This window comes from Sphingobacterium sp. Mn56C (assembly GCF_049319645.1).
GTDB lineage: Bacteria > Bacteroidota > Bacteroidia > Sphingobacteriales > Sphingobacteriaceae > Sphingobacterium.
The window spans coordinates 395,719-412,094 of the sequence record NZ_JBMOUC010000003.1 but is presented as its reverse complement, the minus strand read 5'-3'; the positions used below and the strand labels follow the sequence as shown (position 1 = coordinate 412,094).

Below are 16,376 nucleotides of genomic sequence, written 5' to 3'. Positions count from 1 at the left end.
TAGCCTTACTTAACCTTACTTAACCTTTAGGCTTACTTTAGCACTTCACGGCCATAGAACCTGGCTTGCTTTAGTACTTGGCTGATTACTTCTCCCGGATCTTTTTTTCCTATACGAATGGGCGGGGTACATAACCAAGGCAGAGCTGCTGGTGTATGGTATTTAAAAGGCAGGAGTAGACTTAAATTCGCACAATCAACAGTTTCAGATTGTTGTAGAGATTATGTGGATAAGCGCCATGATTTTTAAATAAGAGACAAAAAAAAAGATACCGAAAAGGTATCTTTTATTATGCTTTAATCCGTTATTAGTTCACGCCATCTTCTTCGTAAAATTCAATTAAGCTCTCTACATAAACATGGATCCAGCCATCTACAATATCATCATAAGCGTCATCTGGAATATTCGTATGATTTACCTCAAATGAAGTTCCCTTTTTATGCTCATGAAGCTTAATCGTAACGATAGAGTCTTCCTCCTGATCGCCAAAGAACCACTGCTGCACAATCTTTTGAAAAGGTTCTAAATGGATAAATTTACCTTGGATAGCACCATCCCACATGGAAAAGGCACCCCCTTCAGTTGGGTTTATTTCTACCTGATCTCCTGTCCATAAGCGGATGGTAATTTCTGTTGTCAATGCCAGATAAACTTCCTCAGGTTCGGCAGGAATGATAAAATATTTCTTGAACGTTTTCATATTCAAAAATACATTAAAAAATATAAGAAAACTATGTCTGCATCGTTTGAATTTTAATTGACGAATTTTTACTTTTGACTATGAGTAACAGACTCCCAAATGACCTTATAGATCACCTAAAAGGTGACCCCCAATTTGACTATGAAGCTTTTATTGCGGTTCATGACCACGAGCAGAAGACAGCTTCGATACGTATCAATCCAGCAAAGAATTTTGATGTTTCTGCTTTAGACGTTGATAAGGCCATTCCTTGGTGTAATGGCGGATATTACCTAAAAGAGCGCCCCAAGTTCACGCTAGATCCTTTATACCACGCAGGCTGTTATTACTCACAGGAGGCAAGCTCTATGTTTCTGGACCTTGCTATACGGGCCTTGGGATTGACAGAACAGCCTATCAAAGCTTTAGATCTATGTGCGGCACCGGGTGGAAAATCAACCCTAATTCAGGGCGCTTTAAGCAGCGATAGTATGCTTGTAGCCAATGAAATTATTAAAAATAGGGTATTGGTATTAAACGACAATTTGGTGCGCTGGGGTGGTCATAATGTTGTTGTTTCCAATAATGATCCCAGTGCTTTCTCACGCCTGCCAGGCTACTTTGACCTGATGGTTGTAGATGCACCATGCTCAGGTTCAGGGATGTTTCATAAAGACCATGATGCCATAGAGGAGTGGTCGCTTGCCAACGTTAAGCTATGTAGTGAGCGACAAAAACGAATCCTTGCCGATAGTTTGGTCAGTTTAAAAACCGGGGGCTATTTATTTTATTCTACCTGCTCCTATTCTAAAGAAGAAAACGAAGGCATCGTAGATTGGATAATTGATGAATTTGATTTTGAAAATGTGCCTTTGGCTGTAGCGGACAGTTGGGGTATACACCTTACGCAAACCGATAAGCACCAAGCTACTGGATATCGCTTTTATCCACATCAAGTGGAAGGAGAGGGCTTTTTCTGCGCAGTATTGAAGAAAAAAGCGCTTCAGCAAGGCTTCTCCATGAAAAAGCTTAAAACCGAGAAAAGTGGTATACCGCAAAATCTCCCTCAACAATGGGTAAATATGGAGGAGAATTTTGCTTTTCTGCATCATGACCATATCCATGTTTTTCCTAAGGCCTATGAAACGGACCTTGTAGCCCTACAGAAAGTTTTATACCTTAAAAATGCCGGAACGACCATTGGTAAACTAGTCGGAAAAGAAATTATACCAAGCCATGACCTCGCCTTAAGCAATTTAATACAGCCTAATATTCCAGCAATCGATCTTTCCTTAGCTGATTCGCTATGTTTTTTACGTAAGGATAATCTGGGTACGGAGATAAATCCGGAAGGGCTTAAAGGATGGGTTTTAATGCGTTACAAAGGCGTTAATCTCGGCTGGATTAAGGCTATATCGAATCGTATAAATAACTATTACCCGAAAGAATTGAGAATACAGCATCTATAAAGATTGCTGGTGCTGAACAATGAGGTTGCAGATATCTTTTGCGACCTCTTTTTTACTTTTTAACGTAAACGCCCGAATCTCCTGTTGACGAGAAATAACCGTAATCTTGTTTGTATCGCTGCCGAAACCTGCGCCTTTATCTTGCATAGAATTAAGCACTATAAAATCCGCATTTTTCTTAATTAATTTATCCTTGGCGTTTTGTAATTCGTTATGCGTTTCTAATGCGAAACCTACCAAGGTTTGGTTTGCCGTTTTCTGTTGGCCAAGAGTCGCTAATATATCAACGGTCTTCTGCAGCTCGATGGTAAAATCCGTTTCTTTCTTTTTTATTTTTTCTTTAGCAACGACTTTCGGTGTATAATCGGCAACTGCGGCACTCATAACCGCAATATGTACGCTATTAAAGTAATGCTGGCATGTGTCGAACATCTCTTTTGCAGTACGTACCGGTATAAAAGTAACCTGGTCTGGAGCAGCTAATGCTGTAGGTCCACTAACCAAGATTACCTCGGCTCCAAGTTTTTGTAAAGAGGCAGCTATAGCATAGCCCATTTTACCAGAAGAGTGGTTACCAATAAAACGCACCGGATCTATTGCTTCATAAGTCGGGCCAGCCGTAACCAAAGCTTTTTTTCCTTTTAGTGGTTGCGAATCGGCTAATTTATCCGCTAAGAATGCAATAATTTCTTCAGGCTCAGGAAGCCGACCAGGGCCAATAAGTCCGCTAGCTAACTCGCCATTTCCCGGTGGTATAATGGTGTTACCATAGGCCCTTAAAAGCGCTATATTATGCTTTGTAGCGGCATGTTTCCACATATCCAGGTCCATTGCTGGCGCGATAAATACGGGGCATTTAGCCGAAAGATATGTCGCAGTAAGTAGGTTGTCGCAAATACCATTAGCCAATTTGGCGATGCTGTTTGCTGTGGCCGGAGCGATAAGAATAAAATCTGCGGATAAGCCTAAATCTACGTGATTATTCCATACGCCAGTTTTAGGGTCGTAATAATCGATCAGAACGGGATTTTTGGAAAGTGTAGATAGCGTTAATGGGGTAATAAATTGTGTCGCTTCTGCGGTCATAATTACCTGTACAGAAGCCTGCTCTTTGATTAACAAGCGAACCAAAGATGCTGCTTTGTATGCGGCGATGCCGCCACATACTCCGAGCACTATTTTTTTATCTTTGAACAAGGGCAGAGACATTGTTCCAGTTTGCGCTTATTCCTGTTCCTTTGCAGGGTTTCTGAAATAAACTTTATCATTTAAGAATTCATCAACAGCAATTAATGAAGGTTTTGGTAAACGCTCATAGTGCTTAGAAATCTCAATTTGTTCGCGGTTTTCAAATACCTCTTCAAGATTATCATTGTTGCTTGCAAACTCAGCCAATTTAGCGTTTAATTCTTCTTTGATTTCAACGCCAATTTGATTTGCTCTTTTGCTGATAACAACGATGGATTCATAAAGATTATCAGTTGTTTTATCCAACTCTCTTAAATCTCTTGTAACTGTTGAAGTTGGTACAGCATTGTTTTTTACTTGACTCATATCTATTATATATAAATATTTTACTTTTTATCTTTTTCTAATTTACTTTCTTCCTGCTTCGCGGTTTCAACGCCCAATTCCTTCTCCTGCTCTAACCTGAATTTTTCGATTTCATTAATACGACGGATAGCCGTAACGATTTTCTTTTCTGCGTTGGCTTTCATACCGTCCAGCTCAGATCTGTATTTACTATCCGGATAGGCATGTACAAAAGCATCGTAGAAGTCTATGGCTTCATTGAAACGTTGTTCCTGCTTATTTGCATAACTGTTCTGCGCATATAAGTACTGCGATTTAACAATCAGGAACTCTATTTCTTCCGCATATTTTGTGTCGGGGTATTGCTTTAAAACATTTTCTAAGGCTATTACGGCCGCTCTATAATCGTCGGACATACCCATATTGTAATAAAGTTTCGCATTTTCAAATGCTTTCTTTTCCAACTTCTCGCGGAGTTTTTGGATAAGATTTCCTGCTTCTTTCGCGCGCTCCGATTCGGGATAATAATTTACGAACAATTGCAGTTCGTCTATAGCTTTACGTGTATTTTCCTGATCTAAATTTGATCGAGGGGATTCTAAATAAAAACAATAAGCCGACATAAATCTACATTCCTCCGCTCTTTGGCTTCCAGGATAGGTAGACGCAAAATTTTTAAAATGATAACGTGCCGACGTGTAATCCTTTAATTTATAATTTGCATTAGCAATTAGATAGTACAAATCCTCTGCCTCAGCTCTTCCTCTATATTTTTGCGCTAAATCGTCGAATAATATTAATGCTTTGGAGTATTTCCCTTTTTCATACAGTTTCACAGCCTCTTGATATTTCATGGCTATATTATTACTGTTCTTTAGTTTCTCGAATTTACTTTTACAACCAGTAAAAACAAATACGGTAAGGAAAAAGGCTATTATTACAGCTGTTCGTCTATTTAAAAACATTTTACAAAGATACGTCAATTATTGATAATATTCAATTAAATTATGGAACGCAATTTACTTGATTTTAAGCGAATACCGACCTGTTTTTTTGCGTTTAACAAACTTTAACCATAAATGCTTCTTGTCATTATTCTGCTATAAATGTTATGGTGTTTGTAAGATAATACTTATTTTAACTATATTTACAACTATTTAAGTTAGATAAAACCCATGACTTTACGTGAACGAGTAGAACAAGCGTTAGATACCATTAGACCGTATTTGGAAACAGATGGTGGTGATGTTAGTATAGAAGAAATAACAGAGGATAATGTCGTGAAGTTAAAATTACTTGGAGCCTGCGCAAGCTGCTCTATGAGTATTATGACTTTTAAGGCAGGATTAGAACAAGCTATTAAAAAAGCTGTACCTGAAATCGTATCTGTCGAAGCGATTAATATTACGGCGATGGACGACCCTAATGCTACAACACCAGGGCTATAGTTCTAATTGTATGCTTAACACATTTTAACAGCAACAATATCCTTGTTTTATTATTTTTGTTAAAATGCTGAAGAACTCAAAATATCTTTTAATCCTGTTATTATGCTTTATGTATGTAGGTTATCTACATGCACAAAGCACAAAAATTATTCAGCTTAGCGGGCTTATAACCTCTACAGGCTCTGATTTGCCCGTTGCCTTTGTAACCATTAAAAACAGCTCTTACAATAACCAGACTTTTATCGCCAATAACGAGGGGTATTTTTCCTTTGTTGTGCATGTAGGTGATACTATTCAGTTTAGCAGCGTGGGTTACGATCCCCAAACCTTTATTGTACCCAATGTACCGGATGATAAATTTACGGCACATATACAAATGCGTAGTTTGGTTATCGAGCTACCCGCAGTTACGCCATATCCTTATGCCAGTTACGAAGATTATATAGCTGCATTTTTGGCCATGCGTCCTGGTGAAGATCCCGTTGCCGTAGCGCGACGCAATTTAAACCCCGATGCTATTGCGGCCTTAGCACGTATTGTTCCGAGAAGTGCTGAAGAAATTCAGAGCTATAACTCCTCGCAAAGACATATCAATATGAGTAATAGGAATATGAATCAGCGCGGTAACAATCAATTGCTGAATCCTTTTGCATGGGCAGAGTTTATCAATCAGATCAAACGTGGTGACTTTAGCCGAGAACGATTAAAATACTAAGAAAGGTATTTTTAATTTTTACTTTATTTTACTTTTCCTTTTGAATTTCTTTAACACTAAGTTTAGAAGAAAAATAGGCCACCAGGGTCGATGTTATTAGTACGGTAAAAAATACAAGGATAAAATCTTGCAGACGAATATCTATAGGATATACATCGATTAACGATCCTTCCATTTCACCCGTGCGTATCAGACCAAACTGCTCTTGCATTTTGCAGAAAATATAACCGATGATTATACCCGTTATACTGCCCATCATGGCGATAAGAATACCCTCAAAAAAGAAAATCCGTTTGATTACGCTATGTTCTGCCCCTAAACTCTCCAAGATTTTCATATCTTCTTTTTTATCGATAACCAACATTGTTAAGGAGCCTATAATGTTAAAAATAGCGATGATACCGATAAATGTTAAAATAAAGAAAACGATCCATTTTTCAGACTTCACCGTTTTATACAAGGTAGGATTCTGCTGCTCCCTGTTTTTTACCCAAAAATCATCCTTTAATTCTTTCTCTAACTTTTTTTGAAATCCTGCGCTAAGGTTAGGGTCGTGTAGATAAATCGCTATGGCCGATACACGGGAAGGTTCACCCAAGACATCCCGGGCAAAAGATAGGGGCGTCAATATTAGGTTATCAAAAGAAGGCTGATAAGCTAAAACGCCATTTACTGCAATTTTGCGAATATTAAAATCCTCCAGGGGATTTACATTGCTTAAAGAAACATTCTTTCTAGGGTAGTATATTTCAATATCACTGGGTGTTGCAGTTATCGGAATCCTTAAGTTAGCCTGTATCTGCCCACCGATTAAGGCATACTGCTGCTGTGCGGCATCTTCAATAGCGAATTTGCCGATATTTAAGACCTCATGCTCATCCCATGATGCCAAAGCCCCAGGCGACACCCCCTTAAGCTGACCTACAAACTGTTGTTGGTCGTACTGGATTAAAATTTTATCTTCCAAGATCTCGGTATAATATTTTACCATGGGATCTACCTTCAACGATTGAAAAACCGAGGTCGAAGGATCAAAAGTTTTTCCTTTTTGGGGTTCAATTCTTAAGTGGGGTGTAAAATTGCTATACATGGAAAGAATAAATTTTTCCATGCCATTATAAAATGATAATACAATTACCAATGCTGCTGTACTTACAAAAACACCTACAATACTGATGATTGATATGATGTTAATAGCATTGACAGACTTTTTAGAAAATAGGTACCTAAAAGCAAAAAGTAAAGGTATTCTTAGTTTTTTCATGCCCGGACAAAAGGATTTGTATTTTTTTCATAACCGACTGTAGTACTGGGGCCATGTCCAGGATATACCACTGTTTGATCGGGCAAAGTATAGATATTATTTTTTATATTTTTTATTAAAGTAGCCTGATCGCCACCCGGTAAATCCGTACGTCCGATACTATTTTTAAATAACACGTCCCCACCAATCAAGAAATGCTGATCGGCCACATAAAAACAAAGATGGGCAGGGGAGTGACCTGGTGCGAGGATAGCTTTTAAAGTATGTTCACCCAGTTCAATTTCCTGTTGATCGTGTAAAAAAGTATTCGGTAGCGGCGATGGTTCATATCTAAAGCCCATTTGTGGAGCATAATTCTGAACGGAAGCCCATACCGGGATTTCGCCTTCATGAAACTGTGGTTTTAAGCCCCAAGTCTCGTACACAAAATTGTTCCCTAAAACATGGTCAACATGGCAGTGCGTATTTAATAAGGCAATAGGCCTAAGGTTATTGTCCTGTATATAGGCTTTCAACCGATTCTCCTCGGCAAGGTTATGCATGCCGGGGTCAATGATTATACAATTTTGTTGTTCATCAGACAATACATACGTATTCTCCTGGTACGGATTAAAAGTTAAAATCTCAATATGAATCATACTTCAAAAATAAGAAAGATTTTGCTTAAAAGTTATTCGACCAAATCTGCCAGTTTTTCTCCGCCTGCAATACCAACATATCATAACCATTTTTAACCTGTGCACCACGGTCTTTGCCATATTTTAAAAACGCTGTCTCGGCAGGGTTGTAGATTAAATCATATAATAAATGTGCCTCTGTTATATACTGATAAGGAATGTCAGGTGCCTGCGTTACATGAGGGAAAGTGCCGACAGGCGAACAATTAACAATAAGAGTATACGTCTGCATTAAATTTTCATCCAAATCAGCATACGTAATATCACCATTTTCCGCTGTTCGGCTTACCCGTAAATACGCTATACCCAATTTACGAAGCACGTAGAATACCGCTTTTGCTGCACCACCATTTCCCAAGACCAATGCCTTTTTGTGCCCCGGTTTTAATAAAGGCTTCAGCGACTCTTCGAAACCAAAGGCGTCCGTATTATAGCCCTTTAAAACAACCCTTCCATCTTTTTGCTGTCTGGTAACACAATTTACAGCCTGCATATCCTGTGCCTCCTCCGAAAGCTCGGTCAAAAAGGGAATAATCGATTGTTTATGCGGTATTGTAATGTTGAACCCCCTAAAATCAGTATCCGCTATAAGCTGCTGAACAAAATCGGGAACATGCTCTACAGGGTACAAATCGTAATCCACCCCCGTAATATGTTCATTTTCAAATTTCTCCAGATAATATTTTTTTGAAAAAGAATGCCCTAACGGATAACCTATTAAACCAAGTTTTATCATCTATTGTGTCGTATATTTTTTTATTATCTCTAAAATAATATGATTGTCTTGCAACTGCGGCAGGTAATCAAATAAAATATGATGCTTTTCAGGGCCAAAAGCCAATGCCAACTCTAAGAAATTTAACGCCTCATTATACTGTCCGTTGGCAAAAAGATAGGCCACCAATCTATAATACAATTCTGCCGCTTCGGGGTTAATTTTTATCGCCTCCGATATTGTCTCAATGGCATTTTCAATTTTTTTCTGCTCAAAATATATCGACGAGAAATCTAGCCAAGCCTCAATATCCGTAGGGTTTAAGGCGACCACCTTTGCATAGGCGATTTCAGACGCTTCCACTTGCCCCAGTTTATAACGTGCATCAGCAATGGCAAACCAATAATCAGGGTTTGCATCATCAATATCTAAAGCCTTTTTATAAAAATGTAACGACTCGAAATAGCGCTCTTCAAAATCTAGTGTAACACCAATACCAAACCAAGCATCTGCCAAATCATTATCCAACTTTACCGCTTTCTTGTAAAACTCCCTAGCGGTATCCATTTGTTCCAACTTCTCATAACATTCGCCAATTGCGCAATACGTATCCGCATTCGGTGGTTCATACTCAAATGTTTGTTTGTACACCTCAATAGCATCCGCATATTTATCCAAATTTACCAAGGCATTCCCCTTATTGAAATACGCTGAAGCAAAACTTTCATTGATTAATATGGCATAATCGTATGCATCAATCGCTTCATTAAAACGTTGAAGTTTATGAAATGCATTCCCTAAGTTGTACCAGGCAATATAAGAGTAGGGGTCCCTATTTATAATCTCATTATAAAAGGTAATACTCTCTTCTTGGCGGTCCAAAATATCATAACAGAAAGCCAGTTCGTATAAGGCATCCTGATTATCCAGGTTTAGCTTTAATGTTTTCTTTAAATAATGTACTGCTTTTTCATATTCACCTTGCAGTTGGTATAAACCCGCCAGTTGATAGAATACGTCCTCCTTATTTTCGCTATTTTCCAAGGCCCGGTTTAAAGCCTCCTCAGCCTCCTTAAACTGGCCGTTAGAAGCAAATATAGAGCCCTTTATAAGCTGTATATCGCCTTCTGATGGCTCTAGCAGTGCCGCTTTTTCTAACGTTTCTAATGCCGCCGTAAACTGCTGCGTGCTTGCCAATAATTGTGCCTTCTTTAATAAGAAGGAAGTCTCAAAAGGATGCTGACTACCCGCAAATTCTATAACCTGTAAAGCCTTTACCGGATCATTTTTCTCCGTATAATAGTCAATGATGCTTTCAAAAGCTGCAGCGTCAAAAAAGTATTGGTCGTCATTTCGGATCATCTCCTCGTATCGATTCACCGAATTCTTTTGTTCCTCTGGTGATCCAAATTCAAATTCCTCTTCCATAAGCTACGATTTCGTGAAAAATACACTTTTTTATATATATTATAACACTTTATTTTCCACATTTACACATATTTAACAAATGGATAAATACCATAAAGCAGTAAAGCCACCACTAAAATAGTGGTGGCTTTTATTTTTAATACTTTGTAAGTAACTACAAATTATTTTTTGATTTCAACACGACGGTTTTGGATACGTCCTTCTTCAGTTGCGTTTGTAGCAACAGGATTAGCCTCACCGAAACCTTTAGCAGAAATGCTAGAAGCAGCAACACCAGCGTTAACTAAGTATTGTTTAACAGCATTAGCGCGGTCTTTAGATAAGTTCAAGTTGTAAGCATCTGAACCTTCAGAAGAAGCGTAACCATTCAAAGCTACAGAAGATTTACTGTCACGAAGTTCTTTCGCTAATTTGTCTAAAGTAGAGTATGATTCAGTTTTTAATACAGAGCTATCAAATTCAAATTGAATTGGAGCATAGTAACCGTTAGCTACGATAGTCTCTTTTACAGGCTCAGGAAATTTGATTGGACAACCAGAACCATCCACTACAGTACCTGCAGGAGTTCCAGGACATTTGTCAAATTTATCAGAAACACCGTCACCATCAGAGTCTTTGCTTAATTGATCAACTGTAGATTCTAAAGAAGATACACGTTGTTTTAAAGCTTCAACTTCATTACGTAATGAAGGGTCTTTTAACTCATCGTAAAGGTTTGAAACAGGGTTAGCAAAAGTTAAGCTTTCTTTAGATCTAGATCCTAAAGTAAACTCTAAACCACCGTAAACATTAGAGAATTTACCTTTGTAGTCTGTTCTTGCTGATCCGTATAATAAGTTATCATCCGTGAAGTTCATGGTGTAACCTAAGTTCAAGGCAACAACTTCAGATAATTTGAATTTAACACCAACACCAACTGGGACGTAAGTAGCTAATTTGTAGTCTTTATCGCCACCGGTACGTTCGCCAGAAAGTTCTCCATTCCAATTTCCTTTGTTGTTGTATACAACATTGTTAAAATCTTTATCGCCGTATTGAACAGGGTTGTTAGCCAATACCCCGAAACCCACTTTAGCGTAGAAGTTAACTGCGTTTTCTCTTCTTAAGAAGTCAATTGTACCCAATTGGAAAACCCCGTTTAAGCTCGCTGCCCAGTTTACATCTGTTTTTACAGAAGAAGCGTTGTTCTTACCTTCTGCAGCACCGTTGCTATTGAAAGTTTTGATCGAACCGCGGTTACCTTCAACTTCTAAACCGAATAAGTGAGAGAATTGTTTACGAACAGTTAAACCGTAGTACTCACCAACTTTGTTTTTGAAGTAACCAACTTGTTGACCGAAAGCGTTAGAACCACCAACGATAACGTTAGGAGTAGTAATACCACCTTGAACACCAATAGACCAAGTTCTATATTGACTACGGCCACCAAAAACTTGCGCTTGCGCTTGTGCATTTTCAGCGTAACCAAGAGCGGCTACTAAAGAAGCTGCAATAGCTGTTTTTTTAATTGTAGAATAGTTCATACTCTTTGTTTTAAGATTATTAAATTTTTAATTGTTCTCTTCGAAATTTAACATAACTTAACAATAACAATGCCAAAATAATTTAGCAAACCTGTTATGTATAAATAATTGTGTTATTATATATTCGACTGTAAAACTAAACATTTATACACTATATAACAAATGTTTAGTGCGAAATTCAACGTTTAACAATAAAAAAATTACAACCTATTTTTAAAAATTATTCGCTATATCAGATTCTTAAAAGAAATAATGAATAATTGCTAAAGTTGCTCCACCCAGTATAGCACTAACCGGTATGGTTAAAATCCAAGCCCACAGTAAACTGATTGTTACACCCCAGCGAACCGCAGAAACACGTTTTACCACACCAACACCAATGATAGCACCCGTAATGGTATGGGTAGTAGAAGCAGGGATACCAAAATGCTCCGTGATACCTAAAGTCAAGGCACCCGCAGTCTCGGCACTCACCCCCTCTAAAGGCGTAACTTTAGTAATCTTCGTGCCCATAGTTTTTACAATCTTCCAGCCGCCACTCATGGTACCGGCAGCAATGGCCACATAACAAGATAGAGGCACCCATTCCGGCATTTCCTCGAAAGAACCGATTACATTTTGAGCAATTAAAGCCGTAGCAATAATACCCATTACCTTTTGAGCATCGTTACCACCGTGCGCAAAACTTAACCCTGCAGATGAAATAAGCTGTAAAATTTTAAACCATTTCTCTGCGACACTAGGTTTTGTTTTTTTACAGATATTGATAATGATTAAGGTAATAATAATGGAAATTGTCATACCGATGACCGGTGCTAAAACAATAAAAGAAAGAATCTTTAAGGTCGCACTTAAGTTGATCGCATCTATAGGGTTGGTGCCCATAAATAAGGCATAAGCCATTCCCGAGCCTGCAAAACCACCGATTAAAGTGTGCGATGACGACGAAGGGATACCATAATACCAAGTAAATAAATTCCAAGCAATGGCTGCTACTAAACCAGCAAAAATTACTTCCAAAGTAATATACTCTTCAATAACCGTCTTTGCAATGGTATTAGCAACCTTATGGTCTGTAAATACAAAGTAGGCAATAAAGTTAAAAAGTGCCGCCCAAAGTACCGCTACAAAAGGTGTTAATACCTTTGTGGATACAATAGTTGCTATAGAATTGGCTGCATCATGGAAACCATTGATATAATCAAAGGCGATGGCCAAAACGATAACCACGACTAATAATGTTGTTATCATAATATTATATTTCTACGCTATTTGGTAATAGCCTTACGCATTTTTAACTAGAATACTTTCCAAAACGTTGGCTACATCCTCACACTTGTCTGTAGCATCCTCCATCGCCGATAAAACTTCTTTTTGTTTAATAAGGGTGATAGCGTCCTTTTCGTATTCAAACAGTTCAGCCAATGCTTTATCAAAAATATAGTCGGCTTTATTTTCTACACTATTAATGCGAACACAAGAGTCGGTAATATTACGGATGTTTTTAAGGTCCTTCAGTTCAAATAAGGCCTTAGCAACATATTCAGTAGCTTCCAATATCAGTTCCGAGATTTCAATCATCGGCTGTGTTGGTTTTTCAACCTTATATAATTGCATGCGGTTAGATGCGCCATGAATAAAATCGGCCACATCATCCAAAGAGCTTGCCAACGCATGAATATCCTCTCGATCAAAAGGGGTAATAAAGTTACGCCCCAATTCCAAATGAATTTGATGGGTAATATTATCGCCGGTATGTTCCAAATCTTCAATTGTTTTGGAAATTTCTTTTCTTTTTTCTAAGTCAACACAGTTAACACTCTCCTTTAGCAATTTAGCCATATCAATCAGATTAGCTCCTGCTTGTTCAAATAAAGGGAAGAATTTTTTGTCCTTAGGGACAAAATATTGAAAAATGCTATTTAAAGACATATTACTTATAGTTTGCTACAAAAGTATAACCTTAATGTTAATTTAATGTTAAGTTTGGTTTGACTTAGTTGTTTTTCGATTTGGACAATGTAAAACCAAAGGTCGTTCCCACCCCTTCGGTACTGCGAACGTTTACCGTTTGCTGGTGCGCCTCCATAATATGTTTTACGATCGAGAGCCCTAAACCCGAGCCGCCAACATCCCTGGATCTGCTCTTGTCGGTTCTGAAGAAACGCTCAAAAACGCGGGGGAGGTATTTTTCTTCAATCCCGTGTCCATTATCCGTAACCTCAATTAAAATCTGGTCTAAGAGCGGGAATATGCTGATGGTCGTTTTACCACCGTTTCGTCCATACTTAATGGAATTGTCGATTAAATTAATTAATACCTGTTGAATTTTTAAAAGATCCGCTTTCACAAACTGCGGGGTATGGTTTTTTATATCCACTTTCAGCACGATATTATGGCGGGAAGCCTTATCGACCAAATGATCAACCGTATCAAAAATTAAAGCCACAATATCGAATTTTTGAATATTTAACGATATTTTACCGGTTTCCAGTTTAGAGATCTCATCCAAATCATTGATAAGATACGTTAAGCGGTCGATATTTTTCGCCGCCTTATCCAAGAACATCGTCGCCATATCAGGGTCCTCCGCCAGCATGCCATCCTGTAACGTTTCTATATAACCCTGCACCGCAAACAAAGGCGTTTTAAATTCGTGAGAGATATTCGATAGAAATTCACGGCGGAATTTCTCCTGAGCCCTTAACTGATCAATTTCTGTAGACTTTTGCCGTGCCCAGTCGCGCACCTCCTGTTCAGCGCTCTTTACAGGGTCGTCAATCGCATGCTCGGCGAGCACCTCTTTCATCTCCTTGCCAAGTTTTAAGCTACGAATTAACTTATAAATATTACTTATACGTTCATTAATATAGCGATGGAAGAGCTGCGTTATCAGCATAAAAGATACCACAAAAGATACCGTGATAATTATAAAAAAATGATACCAGCTACGCTCGTAATAAAAGCTTAATACAGCTAAAGACGAAGCAATAGTTAGCGCAATATAAAAAACCAGAATTCTATAATTCATAAAAAAAGCCTCAAAAAATATGAGGCTAAAATTAGGTATATTAATATTAAGATACTATTAAAATCTAGCGATTACGGTTTTTCCACCCACGACTTTATCATCGATATTTACCTCCACCTTAGTTCCCAACGGCAAGAACAAGTCGACACGCGAACCAAACTTTATAAAGCCAAACTCTTCCCCTTGCTGTACCGTTTGGTTTTCCTCGACATACCATACAATTCGGCGTGCTAAGGCTCCTGCAATTTGACGGAAAAGCACTTCAACGCCATTATTTTTCTTTACGACTACGGTTGTTCTTTCATTTTCTGTGGAAGACTTCGGATGCCAAGCCACCAAAAATTTCCCGGGGTGATATTTAAAGTATGATACAATTCCAGAAATTGGGTTTCTATTTACGTGTACGTTTACGGGCGACATAAATACCGACACCTGAATACGTTTATCGTTGAAATATTCGGTCTCCACCGCTTCCTCAATAACCACAACCTTACCGTCGGCAGGACAAAGCACCACATTATCATCCAATTGGATGCTTTTATTCGGGCTTCTGAAGAATTGTACAATTGTAATAAAAAGAAATGCCGAAATAATGTATAATATCCATTGCACAACCTGATTTGCATCGAAATAGTTGGCAACAGCATTAATAACGAAAATGAATAATACGACTAAAGCTAAACTGGTGTAACCCTCTTTATGAAATTTCATGCTGAAAATAATTTTTACAAATATAGTTATCTATGTCAAATAAAAAACTACTGTCCTTTTTCTCTTTTAATTTCTACCGGAGGAATAAAAAACTGCTCACCCCTCGTTTTTAAATTTACGGTAACCGTCAGCTTATCTTGTATTGGTTTATCGTTTAAGTAAGACGGCAGGTAATAATAAATCTGATTGAATGCCTGTTTAAGCTTTGAAACGTTTGTTTTAGAAAGGTTTTCAGGCATGTTTATTATTTCTATTCGAGAGGGGTTCCCATCCTTAGACACCTGCACTTGGTAAACCAGTGTAGCATCTAAATCATCCGGACTCTGAAATAAAAGCTTCTCCAAAACAAAGCTGAATTTTTCGGCAATGAAAGACGAGAATCCTGTAAACTGGTCAAAAGTACAGTCTTTAGCCATTAAAGCCTCCGCCCGAGGGAAGAAATCTACCGGTATCAATTCAAATTTTTCCAGCGGAATATACATATCGCTAAAATCTGCATCCAACTGATGGCCGATGAGGCTACCATTTTCAAAGCGTTCCGTAAGCACCAAGTAACGCTGTGGTTTTTTTTCTGTCGTCACAAAAGAAGTATACCAAATTCCTGTAGGTTTACCATTGCTCACCCTACCGCTACGATTGTATAAAGGAAAGCCATGTTCGGTGAATCCATACACCGGAAAGGTCATATTATACTCCCCCTCACCATCTTTTACCTGTTGTTTTCCCAGCCGATCCCAAAATTGATTAATAAAAAAATCACTTTTGCTTATCGTTAAAAACAACATCGGTTTACCATCCGGATAATAATACTTCCATGAACCCTCAATTTCATTGTCTACAAATGCAGTTTCCCATTTCAGCTGTCCATTTGGGTGATACGCCTTAAACGAGCCATTCTTTTTTCCATCCGTATAGGAACCTGCCAAAAGCAGACGACCATTCGGGTCAAAATCCTTGAATTCGCCATTAAATTTCTGGGTTGCGGCATCAAAAACAGCAACCCTTTCCATAAATTTATAAGGACAATCTTTATCGACTAAGAAATAATTTTTATCATAATACAGGCGTGTCGTACCCTCAGGACCTTTTTCAAAGTATACCGATTTCTGTTCCTGCGCAGATAAAGACGGCGTTAGGAAACAAACAAAAAGGAAACAATAAATAATTCTGTACATAATTATAA

General features: G+C 38.2%; 17 protein-coding genes. 3 read left to right on the top strand and 14 right to left on the bottom strand.

Features of this window, described 5'->3' with window-relative positions:
* Positions 1-307: 307 nt before the first annotated feature.
* Positions 308-700 carry an SRPBCC domain-containing protein gene (locus ACL9RF_RS11375; RefSeq protein ID WP_422800751.1) on the bottom strand — a complete coding sequence of 131 codons (393 nt, stop codon included), beginning with the start codon at positions 698-700 and terminating at the stop codon, positions 308-310.
* Positions 701-780: 80 nt separating this feature from the next.
* On the opposite strand from ACL9RF_RS11375, the gene ACL9RF_RS11370 reads away from it, so the two are divergent.
* A complete protein-coding gene (locus ACL9RF_RS11370) occupies positions 781-2,148 on the top strand; it encodes a methyltransferase RsmF C-terminal domain-like protein (RefSeq protein WP_422800750.1) in 1,368 nt (455 codons plus the stop codon).
* Here the strand turns inward: ACL9RF_RS11370 and coaBC are convergent.
* From coaBC to ACL9RF_RS11355, 3 genes are read right to left on the bottom strand one after another with little or no spacing between them, the layout of a single operon-like run.
* On the bottom strand, positions 2,143-3,357 hold the full coding sequence (gene coaBC / locus ACL9RF_RS11365; protein WP_422800749.1) for a bifunctional phosphopantothenoylcysteine decarboxylase/phosphopantothenate--cysteine ligase CoaBC: 1,215 nt from the start codon (positions 3,355-3,357) through the stop codon (positions 2,143-2,145). The two genes, ACL9RF_RS11370 and coaBC, sit on opposite strands and share 6 nt — an antisense overlap.
* 15 nt (positions 3,358-3,372) lie before the next feature.
* Positions 3,373-3,702, bottom strand: coding sequence for a DNA-directed RNA polymerase subunit omega (locus ACL9RF_RS11360; protein WP_422800748.1), 330 nt, complete (start codon positions 3,700-3,702; stop codon positions 3,373-3,375).
* 20 nt (positions 3,703-3,722) lie between these two features.
* Positions 3,723-4,646, bottom strand: a complete 924-nt coding sequence (locus ACL9RF_RS11355; RefSeq protein WP_422800747.1) for an outer membrane protein assembly factor BamD — start codon at positions 4,644-4,646, stop codon at positions 3,723-3,725.
* 210 nt (positions 4,647-4,856) lie between these two features.
* Here ACL9RF_RS11355 and ACL9RF_RS11350 point away from each other — a divergent pair, with 210 nt between their 5' ends.
* Positions 4,857-5,129, top strand: a complete 273-nt coding sequence (locus ACL9RF_RS11350) for a NifU family protein (protein WP_422800746.1) — start codon at positions 4,857-4,859, stop codon at positions 5,127-5,129.
* 64 nt (positions 5,130-5,193) lie between these two features.
* On the top strand, positions 5,194-5,844 hold the full coding sequence (locus tag ACL9RF_RS11345) for a hypothetical protein (RefSeq protein ID WP_422800745.1): 651 nt from the start codon (positions 5,194-5,196) through the stop codon (positions 5,842-5,844).
* Between the two features lie 28 nt (positions 5,845-5,872).
* On the opposite strand, the gene ACL9RF_RS11340 is transcribed toward ACL9RF_RS11345, so the two are convergent.
* From ACL9RF_RS11340 to ACL9RF_RS11295, 10 genes are all read right to left on the bottom strand, one after another.
* Positions 5,873-7,108, bottom strand: coding sequence for an FtsX-like permease family protein (locus tag ACL9RF_RS11340; protein WP_422800744.1), 1,236 nt, complete (start codon positions 7,106-7,108; stop codon positions 5,873-5,875).
* Positions 7,105-7,746 carry an MBL fold metallo-hydrolase gene (locus ACL9RF_RS11335; protein ID WP_422800743.1) on the bottom strand — a complete coding sequence of 214 codons (642 nt, stop codon included), beginning with the start codon at positions 7,744-7,746 and terminating at the stop codon, positions 7,105-7,107. The genes ACL9RF_RS11340 and ACL9RF_RS11335 overlap by 4 nt, the downstream gene beginning before the upstream one ends.
* Before the next feature lie 25 nt (positions 7,747-7,771).
* Positions 7,772-8,521: a shikimate dehydrogenase family protein gene (locus tag ACL9RF_RS11330; protein WP_422800742.1), complete on the bottom strand. Its 750-nt coding sequence runs from the start codon at positions 8,519-8,521 to the stop codon at positions 7,772-7,774.
* Positions 8,522-9,928 carry a tetratricopeptide repeat protein gene (locus tag ACL9RF_RS11325; protein ID WP_422800741.1) on the bottom strand — a complete coding sequence of 469 codons (1,407 nt, stop codon included), beginning with the start codon at positions 9,926-9,928 and terminating at the stop codon, positions 8,522-8,524. It lies immediately after the preceding gene.
* Between the two features lie 161 nt (positions 9,929-10,089).
* The gene (locus ACL9RF_RS11320; RefSeq protein ID WP_422800740.1) at positions 10,090-11,451 is read right to left on the bottom strand and encodes an OmpA family protein; all 1,362 of its coding nucleotides are present in this window, start codon (positions 11,449-11,451) and stop codon (positions 10,090-10,092) included.
* A 240-nt stretch (positions 11,452-11,691) separates the two neighbouring features.
* Positions 11,692-12,702, bottom strand: coding sequence for an inorganic phosphate transporter (locus ACL9RF_RS11315; RefSeq protein WP_422800739.1), 1,011 nt, complete (start codon positions 12,700-12,702; stop codon positions 11,692-11,694).
* Between the two features lie 33 nt (positions 12,703-12,735).
* Positions 12,736-13,383, bottom strand: a complete 648-nt coding sequence (locus tag ACL9RF_RS11310; RefSeq protein ID WP_422800738.1) for a DUF47 domain-containing protein — start codon at positions 13,381-13,383, stop codon at positions 12,736-12,738.
* A 64-nt stretch (positions 13,384-13,447) separates the two neighbouring features.
* Entirely contained in the window at positions 13,448-14,482 is a 1,035-nt protein-coding gene (locus tag ACL9RF_RS11305) for a sensor histidine kinase (RefSeq protein ID WP_422800737.1), read from the bottom strand.
* Between the two features lie 57 nt (positions 14,483-14,539).
* A complete protein-coding gene (locus ACL9RF_RS11300) occupies positions 14,540-15,193 on the bottom strand; it encodes a phosphatidylserine decarboxylase family protein (protein WP_422800736.1) in 654 nt (217 codons plus the stop codon).
* 47 nt (positions 15,194-15,240) lie between these two features.
* Positions 15,241-16,368 (bottom strand): toxin-antitoxin system YwqK family antitoxin, encoded by a 1,128-nt coding sequence (locus ACL9RF_RS11295; protein ID WP_422800735.1) that lies wholly within the window; start codon positions 16,366-16,368, stop codon positions 15,241-15,243.
* Positions 16,369-16,376: the final 8 nt, after the last annotated feature.